Consider the following 17,460-nt stretch of genomic DNA (forward strand, 5'->3'; position numbering starts at 1 on the left):
TTATGGATCCGAAAAACATTACAAAAGAATATACTAATGGAGAAGTTACCATTGTATGGCAATCTGGAAAGTGTATTCATTCTGGTAATTGCGTGAGAAATAATCCGGATGTATTTAAACCAAAAGAACAACCGTGGATTACACCCGAAAATTCTACAACAGAAAAGATTATTGAAACAGTGAATAAATGTCCGTCTGGAGCATTAACTTTTTATTTGAACGAAAAATAATGGTTCACTATACTACAATTGTAAAGGCATCTTTGGATAAAGTTTGGCAACATTTAATTTTAAAAATTGAAAAGCCTGGAAATTTTGTTCCAGGTGTAAGTGATGTGCATATTTTAGAAAAAAAAGAAGATTTTGTAACTAGAAAAATGACCATTACTTCAGAAGGTAATGCCACAACTTTGATAGAGAAAATTACTTTCGAACCATATAAAGTAAGATTTTTATTGCTCGAACATCCGAAATTTGAAGGTTATGTAGATAATGATATTAAAGCTATTTCTAATGATGAAACAGAAATGACTTTTACCATTAATTGGAAAGATAAAACATCGCAAGCCGAATTTAATAATCAAGAATTGGTAAAGAACGCTGTGCTAAAAACTAAAAAATATATAGAAGAAAATTAATGAAAAAAATAATCGCATTTGGAGGTTCATCAAGTAAAACTTCCATTAACAAACAATTGGCAACGTATGCAGCCAATCTTTTTGAAAATGCTTCGGTAGAAGTTTTAGATTTAAATGATTATGAAATGCCCGTTTTTTCTGTTGATAAAGAAAAAGAGAACGGCATTCATCCATTGGCTACAGAATTTTATGCTAAAATTGGTAGTGCCGATTTAATTGTATTGTCTTTGGCTGAACATAATGGCGCGTATTCAACAGCTTTTAAAAATATTTTAGATTGGACCTCTAGAATTAATGCGAAAACTTTTCAAGAAAAAGAAATGTTATTGTTAGCGACTTCGCCAGGAGCACGTGGTGGAAGTTCGGTTTTAGATATTGCAACCAAACGATTTCCGTATCAAGGAGCAATCGTAAAAGGAAGTTTTTCATTACCAAGTTTTTATGAAAACTTCGATGTGGTAAACGGAATTATCAATCCAGAATATAAAAATCAATTACTCGATATTATAAAATCTATTTAACTAAAAAAATAATATTATGAAATTTACTAGAACAGCAAAAGCAAATTGGAAAGGCTCTGGAATGGAAGGTAAAGGGCTAGTGAGTACACAAAGTACAACTTTAAATGATACACAATATTCTTTTAAATCTCGTTTTGAAGAAGGTGTGGGAACGAATCCAGAAGAATTAATTGGAGCAGCTCATTCGGGTTGTTTTACGATGAAATTAAGTTTTGTACTTACAGATGCAGGTTATGTGCCTGAAAATTTAGATACAACAGCAAAAGTTACTTTTGAAGATGGTTTGATAACTTTAATTCAATTAGAATTAAATGCCAAAGTGCCAAACATTTCAAATGAAGAATTTCAAGCTTTAGCAATTAATGCCAAAGAAAATTGTCCGATTTCAAAATTATTAAATGCCGAAATTTCGCTCGTTGCAAATTTGGTATAAATTAAAAAGGGAAGTTTTAAAAAAAACTTCCCTTTTTTTATTTCTTAATCTAGGTTAAGTGATGAAGCTTTAATGTCGTAATATCTTTGTACTATCAAATTGACTCGAGGCGAATGCCGAACAGAGCAAAGCTAAAATATAATTAAAAAGATAAAATTATGGCAACAACTAAATGGGTAATCGACCCAACACATTCAGAAATCGGATTTAAAGTTAAACACATGATGTTTACAAATGTTTCAGGTAATTTTGGAACGTATGATGCAACAATTTCAACAGAAGAAGATGATTTTACAAAATCTTCAGTTGAATTTTCTGCTTCTATAGATTCCATAAATACTAAAAATTCAGATAGAGACAATCACTTAAAAAGTGCAGATTTTTTTGATGCTGAAAACCATCCAAAATTAACATTTGTAGCTTCTTCTTTTTCAAAATTAGACGATTCTAATTATGAGTTAGTAGGTGATTTAACTTTACGAGGAGTAACTAAAACCGTAAGATTAGCAACTGAATTTAGCGGGTTAATGAAAGATCCTTGGGGAAACACAAAAGTTGGATTAAACATTGAAGGAAAAATTAATCGTAAAGAATGGGGATTAAACTGGAATTCTGCTTTGGAAACGGGTGGTGTTTTAGTTGGAGAAGAAGTAAAATTGATTATCGAATTACAATTGGTTAAACAATAATTGAAAATCCAATTAATAAAAAACCCTGAGCTTTCGTTCAGGGTTTTTCTTTTATAAAAAGGATTATTTTTTTAAACTCAAATTTTCAAATGTAGAAACATCAATAATTTCTTCATTTTCTTCATCAAATGAAATCTTAATCATATCACCTACATTTGTAATGGGTAATTGATTGGAGATTTGTGAAGAACCCACAAAAATATTTGGAGAATTTTTAACCGTGAAATAATAAAAACTATTACCATTTTTAACATCGGTTTGGATTCTTTCTACTACAGATTCAAGAACTTTTTTAGCCGATTTACTATCTACATTTATTTTGTTTCCTGAAGAATTGAAAGCAGTTTTATAAGCTGTTAACGCTTCACGCATCGTATTTCCAGTTCCAACAATTGTATAATCTGCAATCGAAACCATAGCATACATTTTTACTAATCCACCATTGTCTTTTAACGTCATTACATAGGTTGGAATGTTATTAATATTATACGGAATCGGTAACGAAGCCACAAAACCTTTTTCTTGTACTTTTCCTTGTGCCGAACTTTGTGCGGCAAATTCTGTTGCGCCACTTTGTTTGTAAAAAGTAGTTTCTTTTGTTCGTGTATCTACTAAAACAAAACCTACAGCCGATTCGTCTTTTCCTACAGATGTAATACCAGTATACCAATACGATTTATTATCTTTACCGTAAACCAACGTTAAATCTTCTGTAATTTGAAGTTTATTTTCGTTAGAGAAATTCCAATAACCGTTTACATATTCTCCCCAATCATTCAATTGATCTTTGATAAAAGAAATAGGTTGAATACGGTCTACCCAAGCTGGAGTATTTTTAATTTCATATTCTTTAATATCGCCTGTTTGTGCATTTAATACGACTACTCCAGTTGCATCATTTCCAGAGAAACCAATTTTCTTTTTGTATTTTGTGGCTACCCAAAAAGGTGTGCCTTTTTCATCAATTTCAAAAGTAAAATCTGCTAAACCAGTTGTGCTGTAACCGTTAAAATATAAATATCTACGCATATCAGAATTAAAATATGCTTCGTGTTGATATTTTAAACGAATTGGTTTTCCATTAACTTCTTGAACCAATTTTACATCACGTTCATTTGTTGCTGAAACCATAACGTATCCAGTTGTTCCTTCAGTGTTATTCAACCATTTAAAGAATCCTGAATGTACTAATGGAGCAATCCAGTATAATTTTCCATTTACTTTTTGAATAAAAAATTCACCTAAATGAGCCTGACTTCCCAATGCTGGTTGAGATCCTAATATTTTTTCTCCTAATAAATAAGCTAAATTTTCATCAACTACTCTAATTTCATGCATCGAAATTGGAGCAATATGATTCGTTAATTTGTCGCCATCAGCAACTTTTCCAATTAAGTTACGATAATCTTGCGTTCTAAACATCGGACTCGAAGTAAAGAAAGGCAAGACTAAAGCATAAAAAATAGCGATTCCAATTAATAGTGCTGGTATTTTCCAAAACACTTTTAAAGGTTTGTAACTTTTCCCGTCTGAACTAATTGTGAATTTTGAGAACGAAAAGAAAAGAATTGCTGCTAGAATAATAAATAAAAAGGTAATTCCAGTAAATCCATAACTTATTACAGGTAAGGAAAGATAGAAATATGCTACAGTTATAATTATAACTAGTAGAATGGGTAACAATTTTTTCATTGAAAATAGTTTAGTTTTTGTAAATATTAGTCATAATTGTAATGAGATTGTTACAAATTAAGTATTTTTGTTTTTCAAAATTTTTAAGAAATAAACTAGAAAAGATATAATATGAAAGCATACGTTTTTCCTGGGCAAGGCGCACAATTTACCGGAATGGGTAAAGATTTATATGAAAATTCTGCTGTAGCTAAAGAAATGTTTGAAAAAGCAAACGAAATTTTAGGTTTCCGCATTACAGATATTATGTTTGAGGGAACAGCTGAAGAATTAAAAGAAACGAAAGTAACACAACCAGCTGTTTTTTTACATTCAGTAATTTTAGCTAAAACGTTAGAGGATTTTAAACCAGAAATGGTTGCAGGTCATTCATTAGGTGAATTTTCTGCATTAGTTGCTAATGGCGCTTTATCTTTTGAAGACGGATTAAAATTAGTTTCTCAACGTGCATTAGCTATGCAAAAAGCGTGTGAAATTACGCCTTCTACTATGGCTGCCGTTTTAAATTTAGACGATAAAATTGTTGAAGATATCTGTGCATCTATTGATGGTGTAGTAGTGGCAGCGAATTATAACTGTCCTGGACAATTAGTAATTTCTGGAGAATATAAAGCTGTTGAATTAGCTTGTGAAAAAATGAAAGAAGCAGGCGCAAAAAGAGCTTTAATTTTACCAGTTGGTGGTGCTTTTCATTCACCAATGATGGAGCCAGCACGTGAAGAATTAGCAGCAGCAATTGAAGCTACAACTTTTTCTCAACCAATTTGCCCAGTGTATCAAAATGTAACTGCAAGTGCAGTTTCAGATGCAAATGAGATTAAGAAAAACTTAATTATTCAATTAACAGCTCCTGTAAAATGGACCCAGTCAGTAAATCAAATGATTGCTGATGGAGCAACTAGTTTTACGGAAGTTGGTCCAGGTAAAGTATTAGTTGGATTGGTTAATAAAATCAATAAAGAGGTTGAAACTATTTCTGCATAATTTTTTTTAAGATGAAAAAAATAGTTGGAATATTGACAGTAAGTTTTTTATTAATAGCTTGTCAAGAAGAAACTCGTGCCAAAGTAAAAGATGCAGGAAAAGCAGTTGGTGCTGAGGTGAAAGTAGCCGCTCAAAAAACTAAGGCTAAAGTTGCTAAAGTTATTGATACTGCTAAAGTCAAACAAAAAGTAAATAAGGCCATTGTTAAAGGTGCTGAAGCTATTGAAAAAGGTGCTAAAACGGTAAAAGAAAAAGCTAGTAATTAATTTATTTTATTAGTTGTAACTTATAATTTAAAAAAAAAATCTCGTCTAGTATTTAGACGAGATTTTTTCTTTTTTATTTTATTTCACCACCTTTTATATCGTATTTTTTTACTACTTGTTTTTCTGGATCTAATTTTTTTGGACCAATTGGAAAACGAACATCAACGTGTTTTGAAGCTATTGTTCCGTCATCGTCAATTGTATCAGCTCTGTTTGCTACTAAATTCCAAGAAAAACTAACATTTGATTTTCCATTGTTTAATTCTTTTACTTTAAATCCATTTGTTGATTTTTCAGTTACAAAAACACCGTTACAATCTCCTTCAAGTTGTATGAATATTTTCATTGGATGTTTTTCATCAACATAAATATGTTTGCTCAATAATTTGTCAATTGTAATATATGCTTCACCATTTACTAATTTTCCAGTACCAAAATCTTCAAATAATATTTCTGGAGTTTCTGTAGCATGTAAGATTCTATTATTTCCTTCGTCATCTTTAATCATTGTAGATAAAGAACCTCCTCCTAAAACTTTATAGGATGTTCCATTATTTCTAGCTCCAACAAAAACGAAATCTGTAGTAGCTGTATTCGCATCAAAATATCCGCCATAAGTTACATCCCTCGCAGCAGCCGAACCACTAGTAAAATAATTTACATCTTTACCCGCAATTCTTGCAAATGGCCCATTACTTGTACTAGTATTGTCATCTTGATCGTATTCGAAATAGGCAGCATTATAATCTACTCCAGCTCCTTTTCCTACACCTCTTGCGAAAATTCCAGTAGTTCCTTGACCCGAAGTACCTATCGATTCACCAGGTAATTCAGTAAAAGTAGTTCTTCCTGCAACACCTAATACACCCATCACAGTTGAAGTTGCATTTGCGGCTAAATTTGCACTAATACCAATAACACCTCGACCTCCATTTGAATCTAAATTTCCTCCATCAATAACAAATTGTGTATTTGTTGCATTTAAAGCCCTTATAGTTCTTGCTGAATTGCTACTGTTTACAAATAAACCCACTTGTGTAGCTCCTGCATTAATTGTGGTTAATGTGTTTGTCTGCGGAGTTCCTGTTCCTACAATAACTTGTCCGTCATTTTCAACCGTCATTCTCAATGTTGCATTTGTTCTAATTTGAAAATTCTGATTGTCAGAAGTTCCTAAATATTGAGTGCCTGGTGAAGTTCCAGCATTTCCTGTTAAACTCCAGTTTTGTGCAGCTGTTGAACGTAATGCAATCCAGCTTGATCCCGACCAATAATAGAAACCAGGAGTAACACCTGTTACTCCAATTCCAGCTGTAGCTGTGTTGTATACTAAAATACCTGTTGCTATAGGTGAAGGACCAACGGGTAATTCAAGTAAAGTTGAAGTTAATGCAACTCTTGGAATTAGTAAACCTCTGTTGTTGCTTTCAATTTGTAATTCAACTCCGTTTTCAATTGCGGTTGTGCCAATTCCAACTTGACCAAGCATGCAATTAATTGTAAATAAGTAAGTAATAAAAAGTATTTTTTTCATTTTCATTTTGTTTGTGATTTCTTTACATCCATTTACGAGAAAACTTGTACTTTGGATTTTATTTGATTAATTTTTTATTTAGTGCTAAATTGTTAATATTTTAAATTTCAGTTTATTTGATTTTTTTTTATTTAGATTTGTAAGAATCTAACAACAAAAAGATGACACAAGAAGAAGTTTTAATGCTTATTGAAAAGAAAGACGGCAAAGCATATACGTATTTATATAATATGTATTCAAAAAGTTTATTTGCTGTAATTTCAAATTTGATTAAAAATAGGGAAGAAGCTGAAGATGTTTTACAAGATGTATTTGTAAAAATTTGGAAAAACATCGATTCATTTGATTCAGAAAAAGGCAGATTGTACACTTGGATGTTAAACATAACAAGAAATACAACCATAGATAAAATGCGTTCTAAAGGATATAATAAGTCCTTAAAAAACCAAGAGTTAGATAATTTCGTAGGTATTATAGATAACGAAAATAAGTTTATAAACAAGATTGATGTGATTGGGGTAAGTGAGTTCATAAAAAAACTCAAACCAAAATGTATTCAAATTATTGATTTATTGTTTTTTAAAGGATATACTCAAGCTGAAACTTCAGAAGAGTTAGAAATTCCTTTAGGAACAGTTAAAACTTTAAATAGAACTTGTATAAACGATTTAAGAACTTATTTGAAAGTATAGTTATGAAAAATAAAGAATTAATAGAGTCAGGAAATTTAGAGTTATATGTTTTTGGATTATTATCTGAAGCAGAAATGACTGAAATTTCTAAAATTGCTGCTGAAGATGCTGATGTAAAAAATGAAATACTTTCAATTGAGAAATCGGTTGTGGCTTTGTCATCTAGTTTTGCTCCAAATTTATCTGCTGATAATTATAGTAAAATTAAACAGAAATTAGATTTAGATAATGAAGTAATTCAATTGCAATCAAAATCAAATGTAAAACAATACATTGGTTGGGCAGTAGCCGCGGTATTTTTAATAGGTTGTGGAATTTTATATAATCTTCAAAATAAAAAGGTAACAGAAATTAACGATTTATTAGAAGATAAAAACACATTAGAACAAACTGTTTCTGCAAAAGAACGTTTAAACAATCAAATTAATACATCTTATGCGGTTTTAAAAGATGAAAATAATATTGTTGTAAAATTAGCGGGTCAAGCGGTTTCGCCAACATCTTCTGCAAAAGTATATTGGAATAACAAAACAAATAAAGTTTATGTTGATGCATCAAGTTTGCCAACTCCTCCAGAAGGCAAAGTATATCAAGTTTGGTCGTTAAAATTAGCTCCTACATTAACACCAACTAGCATCGGATTGATTGATAATGCTGAAGATAAAATGAAATATTTAATTGAAGTTGAAGGTACTGTTGGAGCCGAAGCATTTGGAATTACATTAGAACCAAAAGGCGGAAGTAAAACACCTACAATGGAACAATTATATGCTTTAGGTAAAGTTTAATTTTTTTGGCACGTAATTTGAATATTGATTTTTGAGTTCAAAAAATTAATAAATTATTTAATCAACCAAAAAATGAAAAAAGCAATTTTAGGATTAGCATTCGTTGCTACAGTATTAGTTTCTTGTGAAGACAAAGCTAAAAAAGATGCAGAAAACAAAGTAGATTCAACTACAACTGCAGTAGAACAAACTATCGATTCAGCTACAATTAAAGCTGAAGGAGAAGTAGATTCAGCTAAAGCAAAAATTGAAGCTGGTGCAGAAAAAGCTGTAGAAGCTGGTAAAGACGCTGCAACGAAAGCTGTTGATGCTGGTGCAAAAGCAGTAAAAGAAGAAATTAAGAAATAATCTTCTTAGTTAGATTTGAAAGTCCCGATGAAAGTCGGGATTTTTTTATTTCTTCTTTTTATAATTGATAACAAATACTCCAATAATAATTAGAATTACTGCAATGATAAATTCTTTTTTTACGACTTCATGATTCAAATACCAACCTAAAAATACTGCGATTATGGTATTTACATAACTTAAAATGGAAACTTGTATCGGACTTACTTTTTTTAGAGCATATTGATAACTAAATAATGCAATTACAGATCCGAAAACGGCTAAATAAATTACAGCTCCAAAACTTTTTAACGACCAACTTTCAATATTCGATTCTGGATAAATTATGAAAGAAAGTATGATTTGAATAATTGATGCAATTAAAAATTGGTAAAATAAATTTAAAAGCAAATTGTTCGAATCGAGATTTAATTTTTTAGAATAAATAGTTCCAAATGCCCAACTTAAAATTGCTAAACTTAAAAATGCTACACCTGTTTTGTAATCCGGATTGAGTATTTCGCTTAAGCCATCTTTGAAAATAAAAACTACACCTGAAAATCCGAGTAATACACCAACAAAACCTTTTAAGTTAGGTTTTTGAAGTTGAAATACTATACTCATTAAAAATATCACAACTGGATTTATGGCGCTAATAATTGACGTCAAACCTGATGGTAAAGTCAGTTCTGCAACAGTTGTAAAACCATTGGCAAAAACCAACATTAAAACCGATAAAATTGTTTGTTGATAAAATCCTTTTCTACCAATCCATCTCATTTTTTTAGTGAATAATAAGATGAAAAAAACAATTAAGGCAGCAACAAAATTTCTTATGGCAGTAGAATACCAAGGCGGAATGGTATCTACAGCAATAGAAATGCCTAAAAAAGTAGTTCCCCAAACCAATCCCACGATAATCATGGAAATAATTAGTTTGATGTCTACACTTTTAGGCATTTACTTTATTTGTATTTTAGTTTGAGAGTTTAAATTAACTCCTAATTTTTTGTTCCCATTTCCAAGCGCTGGCTAAACTTTCATCTAAACTAGATTCGGCTTTCCAACCTAAAATGTTATTGGCTTTATCTGTATTGGCATAAGCTTCAGTAATGTCGCCTTCACGTCTGCCTACAATTTTATAATTTAATTTTTGACCAGAAACTTTTTCAAAAGAAGCAATTACTTCTAAAACGGAACTACCTGTTCCTGTTCCTAGATTGAACGTCTCAACTTTTTCTAGATTCTTTTTATTGATTAAACGTTGTAAAGCTACTACATGTGCTTTTGCTAAATCAACTACATGGATATAATCTCTAATTGCTGTTCCGTCTGCTGTTGGATAGTCGTTACCATAAACAGATAATTGTTCGCGTAAACCAATAGCAGTTTGTGTAATGAATGGTACTAAATTTTGAGGAATTCCTAATGGTAATTCGCCAATTTCTGCACTTGGATGTGCTCCAATTGGATTGAAATAACGTAAAAGAATTGCGTTTATATTAGTTACTTTAGCTACGTCATGAATAATTTCTTCACCTATTTGCTTGGTATTTCCATATGGTGAAACAGCAGGTTGAACAGAAGCATTTTCTGTAATTGGCATTTTTTCCGCTTGACCATATACCGTACAAGAAGAACTAAAAATAAATTGTGCTTCTGGTTTTTGTTGTAATTCTTGTAAAAGATATACTAAGGTGTTAATGTTGTTTTCGTAATACAACAACGGATTTTCAACACTTTCGCCAACCGCTTTACTAGCTGCAAAATGAATTACACCAGAAATATCTGAATATTTTTTAAAGAAATTTTGTACAGCAGTTTTTTCTCGTAAATCGATGTTTTCGAAAACAGGTTTTTTTCCCGTAATGCGCTCAATTCCATCTAAAACTTCAATTGAAGAATTAGATAAATTATCCAATGCAATTACTTCAAAACCTTTATTTTGAAGTTCCACAACTGTATGAGAACCAATAAATCCTAAACCACCCGTAACAACTATTTTCATAATTTATTTTAAAAATTCTAAAACGGAATCCGTAATAAATTTAATTTGTTCGTCGTCTAATTCAGTATGCATCGGTAATGCAATAACTTCTTTGCATAATTGATTTGTTACTGGAAAATCTTCTTCTTTGTAACGAACATCTGCATAGGCTTTCTGACTGTGTAAAGGAATTGGGTAGTAAATAGCACAAGGAATTCCTTTTTCTTGTAAGTGTGCCAATAACGCATCACGTTTTCCATTTGTAATTCTAATAACATATTGATGGAATACATGACAATCGCAATTTTCACAAATTGTTGGAGCAACAATATTTGGATTAACTCCTAATGCTAAAGTATATTTTCTGGCAGCGTCTTGACGTGCTTTGTTATAAGTGTCTAAATGCGGTAATTTTGCTTTCAAAACTCCAGCTTGAATACTATCTAAACGCGAATTAACACCCACAACATCATGGTGATATCTTTCATACATTCCATGATTTACAATTCCTCTAATAATGTGCGCTAGATTATCATCATTTGTAAAAATAGCACCACCATCACCATAACAACCTAAGTTTTTAGAAGGGAAAAATGAAGTTGCTGCTACATGTCCGATAGTTCCAACTTTCTTTTTAACGGCGTCTTTGTTCGTATAATCGGCACCAATAGCTTGAGCATTATCTTCAATTACGAATAAATTATGTTCATTTGCAATTTCCATAATAGCATCCATATTCGCAGCACGTCCAAATAAATGAACAGGTACAATAGCTTTTGTTTTTGGAGTAATTGCTTTTCTAATACCGTCTAAAGAAATATTCATGTTATTCATGTCTACATCTACTAAAACGGGTGTTAATTGTAATAAAGCAATAACTTCTACAGTAGCTGCAAAAGTGAAATCGGCCGTAATTACTTCATCGCCTGGTTTTAATCCTAATCCCATCATGGCAATCTGAAGCGCGTCTGTTCCATTTGCGCATGGAATAACATGTTTCACGCCTAAATATTTTTCTAAATCTGCTTGAAACTGGTGAACTAAAGGTCCGTTTATATATGTGTTGTTTTCTAAAACGTCTTGAATTGAAGCGTTAACTTCATCTTTTATTTTTTCGTATTGACCTTTTAAGTCAACCATTTGTAATTTTCTCATATTCGAAATACATTAAGAGTAGCAAAAGTAAGAAATTCTACTTACATTTTTTCAGTTACACAAAAGAAACGTAATTTAGCCACATAAATTATTTATATGCTATTTATTTATAATCTTGTTGTGCTTTTGGCTTCACAAATTTTAAAACTTTTGGCGCTTTTTAGTCCAAAAATGAAATTGTTTGTTGATGGAAGAAAGTCGGTTTTTCAAACCCTAAAAAATAAAATTCATCCAGAAGACAAGGTCTTTTGGTTTCATGCTGCTTCTTTAGGAGAATATGAACAAGGATTGCCAGTAATTGAAAAAGTTAAGTCGGAATTTCCACATCATAAAATTGTTGTTACTTTTTTTTCTCCTTCGGGATATGAGGTTCGAAAAAACAATACTGTTGCAGATGTTACAGTTTATTTGCCATTAGATTCAAAAGCAAATGCGAAACAGTTTTTAAATTTGGTTCATCCTGATAAAGTATTTTTTATCAAATACGAATTTTGGCCTAATTATCTGAATGAATTAAAAAACAGAACTATTTCTACCTATTTAATTTCTGGAATATTTAGAGAAAATCAAGTTTTTTTCAAATGGTACGGTGGCTTTTACAGAAATGCTTTAAATGCTTTTAATTACTTTTTTGTGCAAAATGAAAAATCAAAAAGTTTATTAGAATCCATTGGTTTTTCTAATATAAAAGTATCTGGTGATACCCGTTTTGATAGAGTAGCAGCGATTTTAGAAAAAGATAATTCCTTAGATTTTATTGAGCAATTTAAAAACAATCAGAAAACCATTGTTGTTGGAAGTAGTTGGCCAAAAGATGAAGAATTGTTGGTTCAATTTATAAATGATTATGCAGATGAAAAGTTGAAATTTATTATTGCACCTCATAATATCAAACCAGATCAAATTCAGAATTTACGAAAATCAATTACAAAATCTACGGTTTTGTTTTCGGAAAAAAATAATATTGATGTTTCAAAACACAATGTTTTTATTATTGACACCATCGGAATTTTAACCAAAATATATTCTTATGCAGATGTTGCGTATGTTGGCGGTGGTTTTGGAAATCCTGGAGTTCATAATATTTTAGAACCAGCCACTTTCGGTATTCCCATTGTAATCGGTCCCAATTATTCTCATTTTGCTGAGGCTTCTGCATTAGTTGGTTTGCAAGGCTGTATGTCAATCAAAAACCAATTAGAATTAAATGAAGCGTTTGATTTATTGCTTCAAAACGAAGATGAACGTACTGAAAAAGGACATATTTGCGAAACATTTGTTCAAATGAATAAAGGTGCAACGAACACCATTTTTAAATCTATTTTTTAATGAGATTGCTCGTTTTGTTATTTGTTTTTAGTTTGCAAGTTGCTTTTTCACAAGAAAGTAAAAATACTACTGGAAATAAATTGAAAGGAAAAGAATTAGCCAAAAGAAGAAATCAACTATTTGATAGTATTACGAAACACTTTGATTCTATTGCCAATGATTCTTCTGTAAAAGAATTGTTTAAAGTTGAAAAATCGAATGAAGCTATAGGTCCGATTTCTTTCAGAATTAATAAGAAATATGCATTTGGAAATTATATCGATTTGAAACATGTTTTAGAACCAATTGGTTACGATTTTCTTCATACTACTTTAGACGAAAAAATTAAAGGAGAATTGTTTTATGTGTTTTATAAAGGAAACCTAGCTGATACTCAGGTTAAAAGTGATTTTGAAAAAAAACTTCTAAATCAATTAAAGCTAATAAAGAAGGTTCAATTAGAAAATTATACTACTTATAAAGTTTCGATAATTAATTCATTGTTGATTAAATCATTTGAAAGAGATTATAAAAATGTTTTTGATTTTCAAGAAAAGCGTTTGTATTTTTCAGGTAAAATTCAACAATTCATAAATGCTTTAAATGGCTTTTTTCCTGGTAAAATTCATTTGATTGAAAATAGTGGTGATGAGAATTTGTACGATATTAATATCGATGTTTCTTCATTAGAAAAATGTTTGGAAGAATTAAAATTTTTAGGTTTTGTAATTGAAGAAAACAACGAAATGGTAAATCATACGTATTTCAAATTGAAATAAGAATCAAAAAAAAATCTTAACAAAACATTAAAAAACAATCTAGTTTTTTCAAAAAACGTAACTTGCACACCATAAATTATACACATATGAAATTTTTAAAACTATTTTTATTATTATTTGTTGTTCAATTTCATGCGCAACAAGGCGGAATGTGGGTTCCATCTTTGTTGAAAGGAATGAATGAGAATGAAATGAAAGCATTAGGTTCAAAACTTACTGCAGAACAAATTTATTCTATTAATAAATCTTCGTTAAAAGATGCTGTTCCTCAATTTGATGGAGGATGTACAGCTGAAATGATTTCTTCTAAAGGATTATTGTTAACTAATCACCACTGTGGTTATGATAATATTCAAAGTCATTCTACAGTTGAACACGATTATTTAGCGGATGGATTTTGGGCTTACAAAATGGAAGATGAATTGCCAAATCCTGGTGTTGTGGTAACATTTATTGTTAGTATTGACGATGTGACGACTACGATTTTAGCGGGAACAGAATCATTATCTGAAGCGGATAAGCAGAAAAAAATTCAACAAAATATTGCTGAAATTTCTAAAACATATAAAAAAGAAGCTTGGCAAGACATTTTAGTTCGTACTTTTTTTGATGGAAATCAGTACTTACTTTTCGTAACAGAAAATTTCAAAGATGTTCGTTTAGTTGGAGCGCCACCAAGTTCAATTGGAAAATTCGGTTCGGATACAGACAACTGGGTGTGGCCTCGTCATACAGGAGATTTTTCTTTATTTAGAGTATATGCAGATAAAAATAATCGTCCTGCAGAATATTCAAAAGACAATGTGCCATATACTCCAAAACACTTTTTCCCGGTTTCAGCAAAAGGAGTAAAAGAAAATGATTTTACAATGGTATTGGGATATCCTGGAAGAACAACAGAATATTTGCCATCGTATGCAGTTGAACAAATTGCTTATGATTTAAATCCAGCTCGTATTGAAGTGCGTGATGCGGCTTTAAAAGTTCAAGACGGATTCATGAGAAAAGATCAAGCGATTAAAATTCAATATGCTTCAAAATATGCATCTATTGCAAATGCGTGGAAAAAATGGATAGGAGAGCGTAAAGGTTTAATTAAATCAAATGCGGTTGGCGTAAAACAAAAATTTGAAAAAGATTTATCAGATAAAATTGTAAAAGCTGGTAAACAAGCTGAATACGGTAATTTATTATCAGATTTCGCTAAAAATTATGCTGAAATTAAAGACTATGCTATTGCTAGAGATTATTATAGTGAAGTTGTTTTACGTCATACTGAAATTTTAAATTTTGGTTACCGTTTGTTTCAACTTGAACAAGTATATACTGCAAGAGGTGAACAAGCTTTTAATGACAGAAAGAAAAATTTAATTGAAGGTTTTGAGCCATTATATAAAGATTTCAATGCACAAGTAGATGAAAAAGTGTTTGAGAAATTAATTGATATTTATTCAAAGAAATCACCACAACAATTTTTACCAGAATCTTTAAAAGGAATAAACGCGACTCAAGTTTCAGCGGATATTTTTAAATCATCAAAATTAACATCTTATAATGGATTAAAAGAATTGTTAACGGGTGATGCAAAAACTGTAATTGAAAAATTAAATCAAGATAAAGGATTTGCTTTTGTAAAGATGATTGCTGAAGCCTATAATAAAAATGTAGCGCCTAAATACGACGAAATTAATTTAAGAAATATTGCTACGCAACGTACTTACATGAAAGCAATTTTAGAGTTAAGTCCGAAATCAGCTCGTATTTTCCCAGATGCGAATTCTACTTTACGTGTAACGTATGGTAAAGTAAAAGGTTACAAGCCAAGTGATGCTGTAGTGTATACACCATTTACTTATTTAGATGGAGTGATGGAAAAATATGTGCCAGGTGATTACGAATTTGATGTTCCAAAAAAATTAATCGATTTGTATAATGCAAAAGATTATGGAAAATATGCTGATAATGGTAAAATGCCAGTAGCATTTATTGCAACAAATCATACAACTGGAGGAAACTCTGGAAGTCCGGCTTTAGATGCGGAAGGAAACCTTATTGGATTGAACTTTGATAGAGTTTGGGAAGGAACTATGAGTGATGTGTATTATTCGCCAGATATTTGTAGGAATATTATGGTTGATTCTCGTTATATTTTATTCATTATTGATAAATTTGCAGGGGCAAAAAATTTAATTGACGAGATGAAAATCATTTATAATCAGCCTAAAACGTCAAAAAAAGTAAAGAAATAATGTTTGGCACAGTTGTTGTTAAATAGCATTCCGGAATCCAAAGAAAAAAAATTAAAAAAAAGTCGATAAAATTGTTTGACATTTAAAAAAATTTATATCTTTGCTCCAAATTAATAATTAACCTTTATAATTTAATTAAGATGAAAAAAGTTGTTTTAAGCTTAGCATTCGTTGCTGCTGTATTAGTATCTTGTAACAAAAAAGCTGAGGAAACTCCAGCTGCTGACTCAACTGCTGTAGATACTACTGCTGTTGTAGCTGATACTACTGCTGCTCCTGCTGCGGATACTACTGCTGCTCCTGCTGCTGATACTGCTAAGGCTCCAGCTGCTGCTCCAGCTAAAGAAGAAGTTAAACACTAATATTTGACCTTCTTTTCGAAAAGAAACTAATCCCGATGTAAATCGGGATTTTTTTTTGCTTGTAAGTGTCTTAGCGAGGAACTAAGTAATCTTTGTTAAATCATAAATAAGGTTTATCATGCTAAGAAGAGTCGAAGCGTGTTTTTATTTAAAAAATACTTTTATAGTAATTCTTTGTGAATCTCTGTGATTCTTTGAGGGTCTCTATGTAATAATACTTGGTTATCCAAAAATATCTTCCGCTGGAGGGAAAATATCTTCCGATTTCGAAAAATCTAAAAATTCGGCTTGAGGTCCGTACTTTATAATTTCATCAATTCCTTTCTGTAGTAATAATTGTGTGGTGTATTTTCGGCTAACCGCTATCTCTTTATCATTTAAAATGATTTTAAAGTAAAATTTTCCAGAAGGAGAACGAAAACGCATAAAAAACAATTTGTCTACGGATTTCTTAAATAAATCGATTTCGTCTTCGCATTCGAAACGCAATTCAAATGCATTACTTGTAAAAATGGTTTTACCTCTACGAGAAGTTAATTCGTATTTGTAATGTCCGCTAAGTTTTTTGCTAATTACAAAAGTTGCCATTTTTAAAAAGATGAATTATTTGCCGTGCAATATAATGATTGTTTTGAAATATGATTGGAATAAATAAAATCCAAACTCATATAAAACAAAAAAGCTCCAAACAAAGTTTGAAGCTTTTAGTACTCAAGGCGGGACTTGAACCCGCACGAACATTACTGCTCACTGGATTTTAAGTCCAGCGTGTCTACCAATTCCACCACTCGAGCAAGTGATACTATTGAATTTTTTAAAATTTGTACTCAAGGCGGGACTTGAACCCGCACGAACATTACTGCTCACTGGATTTTAAGTCCAGCGTGTCTACCAATTCCACCACTCGAGCGAAATTTTAAAAAATTATTGAGCGAAAAACGGGGTTCGAACCCGCGACCTCAACCTTGGCAAGGTTGCGCTCTACCAACTGAGCTATTTTCGCAAATTTGTAAAGAACTTTTTTACTGTTTTGCGAGTGCAAATATATATCTTTTTT

Annotated in this window: 20 protein-coding genes and 3 tRNA genes; 14 read left to right on the forward strand and 9 right to left on the reverse strand. The window is 31.1% G+C overall.

The window, feature by feature from the left end; genetic code table 11:
- Nucleotides 1–2: 2 nt before the first annotated feature.
- The 5 genes from BMY86_RS05030 (at nt 3) to BMY86_RS05050 (ending at nt 2,280) form a co-directional block, all read left to right on the forward strand.
- Complete coding sequence (locus BMY86_RS05030; protein WP_091466028.1) at nt 3–230, forward strand: (4Fe-4S)-binding protein; 228 nt, start codon at nt 3–5, stop codon at nt 228–230.
- On the forward strand, nt 230–637 hold the full coding sequence (locus tag BMY86_RS05035) for an AtaL-like protein (protein ID WP_177177129.1): 408 nt from the start codon (nt 230–232) through the stop codon (nt 635–637). Before BMY86_RS05030 ends, BMY86_RS05035 begins: the two co-directional genes overlap by 1 nt.
- Nucleotides 637–1,158, forward strand: a complete 522-nt coding sequence (locus BMY86_RS05040; protein ID WP_091466033.1) for an NADPH-dependent FMN reductase — start codon at nt 637–639, stop codon at nt 1,156–1,158. Before BMY86_RS05035 ends, BMY86_RS05040 begins: the two co-directional genes overlap by 1 nt.
- A gap of 16 nt (nt 1,159–1,174) precedes the next feature.
- Complete coding sequence (locus BMY86_RS05045) at nt 1,175–1,591, forward strand: OsmC family protein (protein ID WP_091466035.1); 417 nt, start codon at nt 1,175–1,177, stop codon at nt 1,589–1,591.
- A gap of 158 nt (nt 1,592–1,749) precedes the next feature.
- Nucleotides 1,750–2,280, forward strand: coding sequence for a YceI family protein (locus tag BMY86_RS05050; RefSeq protein WP_091466037.1), 531 nt, complete (start codon nt 1,750–1,752; stop codon nt 2,278–2,280).
- Nucleotides 2,281–2,343: 63 nt separating this feature from the next.
- On the opposite strand, the gene BMY86_RS05055 is transcribed toward BMY86_RS05050, so the two are convergent.
- Nucleotides 2,344–3,972 carry a hypothetical protein gene (locus tag BMY86_RS05055; RefSeq protein WP_091466039.1) on the reverse strand — a complete coding sequence of 543 codons (1,629 nt, stop codon included), beginning with the start codon at nt 3,970–3,972 and terminating at the stop codon, nt 2,344–2,346.
- A 111-nt stretch (nt 3,973–4,083) separates the two neighbouring features.
- On the opposite strand from BMY86_RS05055, the gene fabD reads away from it, so the two are divergent.
- Together fabD and BMY86_RS05065 are read left to right on the forward strand one after the other, a co-directional pair.
- Nucleotides 4,084–4,956, forward strand: a complete 873-nt coding sequence (fabD, locus tag BMY86_RS05060) for an ACP S-malonyltransferase (RefSeq protein ID WP_091466041.1) — start codon at nt 4,084–4,086, stop codon at nt 4,954–4,956.
- A gap of 11 nt (nt 4,957–4,967) precedes the next feature.
- Nucleotides 4,968–5,222: a hypothetical protein gene (locus BMY86_RS05065; RefSeq protein WP_091466043.1), complete on the forward strand. Its 255-nt coding sequence runs from the start codon at nt 4,968–4,970 to the stop codon at nt 5,220–5,222.
- Between the two features lie 73 nt (nt 5,223–5,295).
- Here BMY86_RS05065 and BMY86_RS05070 read toward each other — a convergent pair whose 3' ends face one another.
- On the reverse strand, nt 5,296–6,756 hold the full coding sequence (locus tag BMY86_RS05070) for a hypothetical protein (protein WP_143065598.1): 1,461 nt from the start codon (nt 6,754–6,756) through the stop codon (nt 5,296–5,298).
- A gap of 161 nt (nt 6,757–6,917) precedes the next feature.
- Here BMY86_RS05070 and BMY86_RS05075 point away from each other — a divergent pair, with 161 nt between their 5' ends.
- The 3 genes from BMY86_RS05075 to BMY86_RS05085 all read left to right on the forward strand — a co-directional run bounded on the left by BMY86_RS05075 (nt 6,918) and on the right by BMY86_RS05085 (nt 8,584).
- Nucleotides 6,918–7,448 (forward strand): RNA polymerase sigma factor, encoded by a 531-nt coding sequence (locus BMY86_RS05075; protein WP_091466048.1) that lies wholly within the window; start codon nt 6,918–6,920, stop codon nt 7,446–7,448.
- Between the two features lie 2 nt (nt 7,449–7,450).
- Nucleotides 7,451–8,236 (forward strand): anti-sigma factor, encoded by a 786-nt coding sequence (locus tag BMY86_RS05080; RefSeq protein WP_091466050.1) that lies wholly within the window; start codon nt 7,451–7,453, stop codon nt 8,234–8,236.
- 72 nt (nt 8,237–8,308) lie between these two features.
- A complete protein-coding gene (locus BMY86_RS05085; protein ID WP_143065599.1) occupies nt 8,309–8,584 on the forward strand; it encodes a hypothetical protein in 276 nt (91 codons plus the stop codon).
- Between the two features lie 45 nt (nt 8,585–8,629).
- On the opposite strand, the gene BMY86_RS05090 is transcribed toward BMY86_RS05085, so the two are convergent.
- From BMY86_RS05090 to BMY86_RS05100, 3 genes are read right to left on the reverse strand one after another with little or no spacing between them, the layout of a single operon-like run.
- Complete coding sequence (locus tag BMY86_RS05090; RefSeq protein WP_091466054.1) at nt 8,630–9,523, reverse strand: DMT family transporter; 894 nt, start codon at nt 9,521–9,523, stop codon at nt 8,630–8,632.
- Between the two features lie 34 nt (nt 9,524–9,557).
- Nucleotides 9,558–10,571, reverse strand: coding sequence for a UDP-glucose 4-epimerase GalE (gene galE, locus BMY86_RS05095; RefSeq protein WP_091466056.1), 1,014 nt, complete (start codon nt 10,569–10,571; stop codon nt 9,558–9,560).
- Between the two features lie 3 nt (nt 10,572–10,574).
- Nucleotides 10,575–11,705 carry a DegT/DnrJ/EryC1/StrS family aminotransferase gene (locus BMY86_RS05100; RefSeq protein WP_091466058.1) on the reverse strand — a complete coding sequence of 377 codons (1,131 nt, stop codon included), beginning with the start codon at nt 11,703–11,705 and terminating at the stop codon, nt 10,575–10,577.
- A 96-nt stretch (nt 11,706–11,801) separates the two neighbouring features.
- Between BMY86_RS05100 and BMY86_RS05105 the strand changes: the two genes are divergently transcribed.
- From BMY86_RS05105 to BMY86_RS05120, 4 genes are all read left to right on the forward strand, one after another.
- Entirely contained in the window at nt 11,802–13,034 is a 1,233-nt protein-coding gene (locus BMY86_RS05105; protein WP_091466060.1) for a 3-deoxy-D-manno-octulosonic acid transferase, read from the forward strand.
- Entirely contained in the window at nt 13,034–13,792 is a 759-nt protein-coding gene (locus tag BMY86_RS05110; RefSeq protein WP_091466062.1) for a hypothetical protein, read from the forward strand. Before BMY86_RS05105 ends, BMY86_RS05110 begins: the two co-directional genes overlap by 1 nt.
- A gap of 86 nt (nt 13,793–13,878) precedes the next feature.
- Nucleotides 13,879–16,041 carry a S46 family peptidase gene (locus BMY86_RS05115; protein WP_091466064.1) on the forward strand — a complete coding sequence of 721 codons (2,163 nt, stop codon included), beginning with the start codon at nt 13,879–13,881 and terminating at the stop codon, nt 16,039–16,041.
- A gap of 140 nt (nt 16,042–16,181) precedes the next feature.
- Nucleotides 16,182–16,403, forward strand: a complete 222-nt coding sequence (locus BMY86_RS05120; RefSeq protein WP_091466066.1) for a hypothetical protein — start codon at nt 16,182–16,184, stop codon at nt 16,401–16,403.
- Between the two features lie 222 nt (nt 16,404–16,625).
- Here the strand turns inward: BMY86_RS05120 and BMY86_RS05125 are convergent, their stop codons facing one another.
- The 4 genes from BMY86_RS05125 to BMY86_RS05140 all read right to left on the reverse strand — a co-directional run bounded on the left by BMY86_RS05125 (nt 16,626) and on the right by BMY86_RS05140 (nt 17,406).
- Nucleotides 16,626–16,991, reverse strand: coding sequence for a DUF1508 domain-containing protein (locus BMY86_RS05125; RefSeq protein ID WP_091466068.1), 366 nt, complete (start codon nt 16,989–16,991; stop codon nt 16,626–16,628).
- Nucleotides 16,992–17,111: 120 nt separating this feature from the next.
- Nucleotides 17,112–17,197: transfer RNA gene (locus tag BMY86_RS05130), tRNA-Leu, on the reverse strand.
- Nucleotides 17,198–17,227: 30 nt separating this feature from the next.
- Nucleotides 17,228–17,313, reverse strand: a tRNA-Leu gene (locus BMY86_RS05135).
- A gap of 20 nt (nt 17,314–17,333) precedes the next feature.
- Nucleotides 17,334–17,406 (reverse strand) — tRNA-Gly (locus BMY86_RS05140).
- Between the last annotated feature and the right edge of the window lie 54 nt (nt 17,407–17,460).

This window comes from Flavobacterium urocaniciphilum (genome assembly GCF_900110615.1).
Classification (GTDB): domain Bacteria; phylum Bacteroidota; class Bacteroidia; order Flavobacteriales; family Flavobacteriaceae; genus Flavobacterium; species Flavobacterium urocaniciphilum.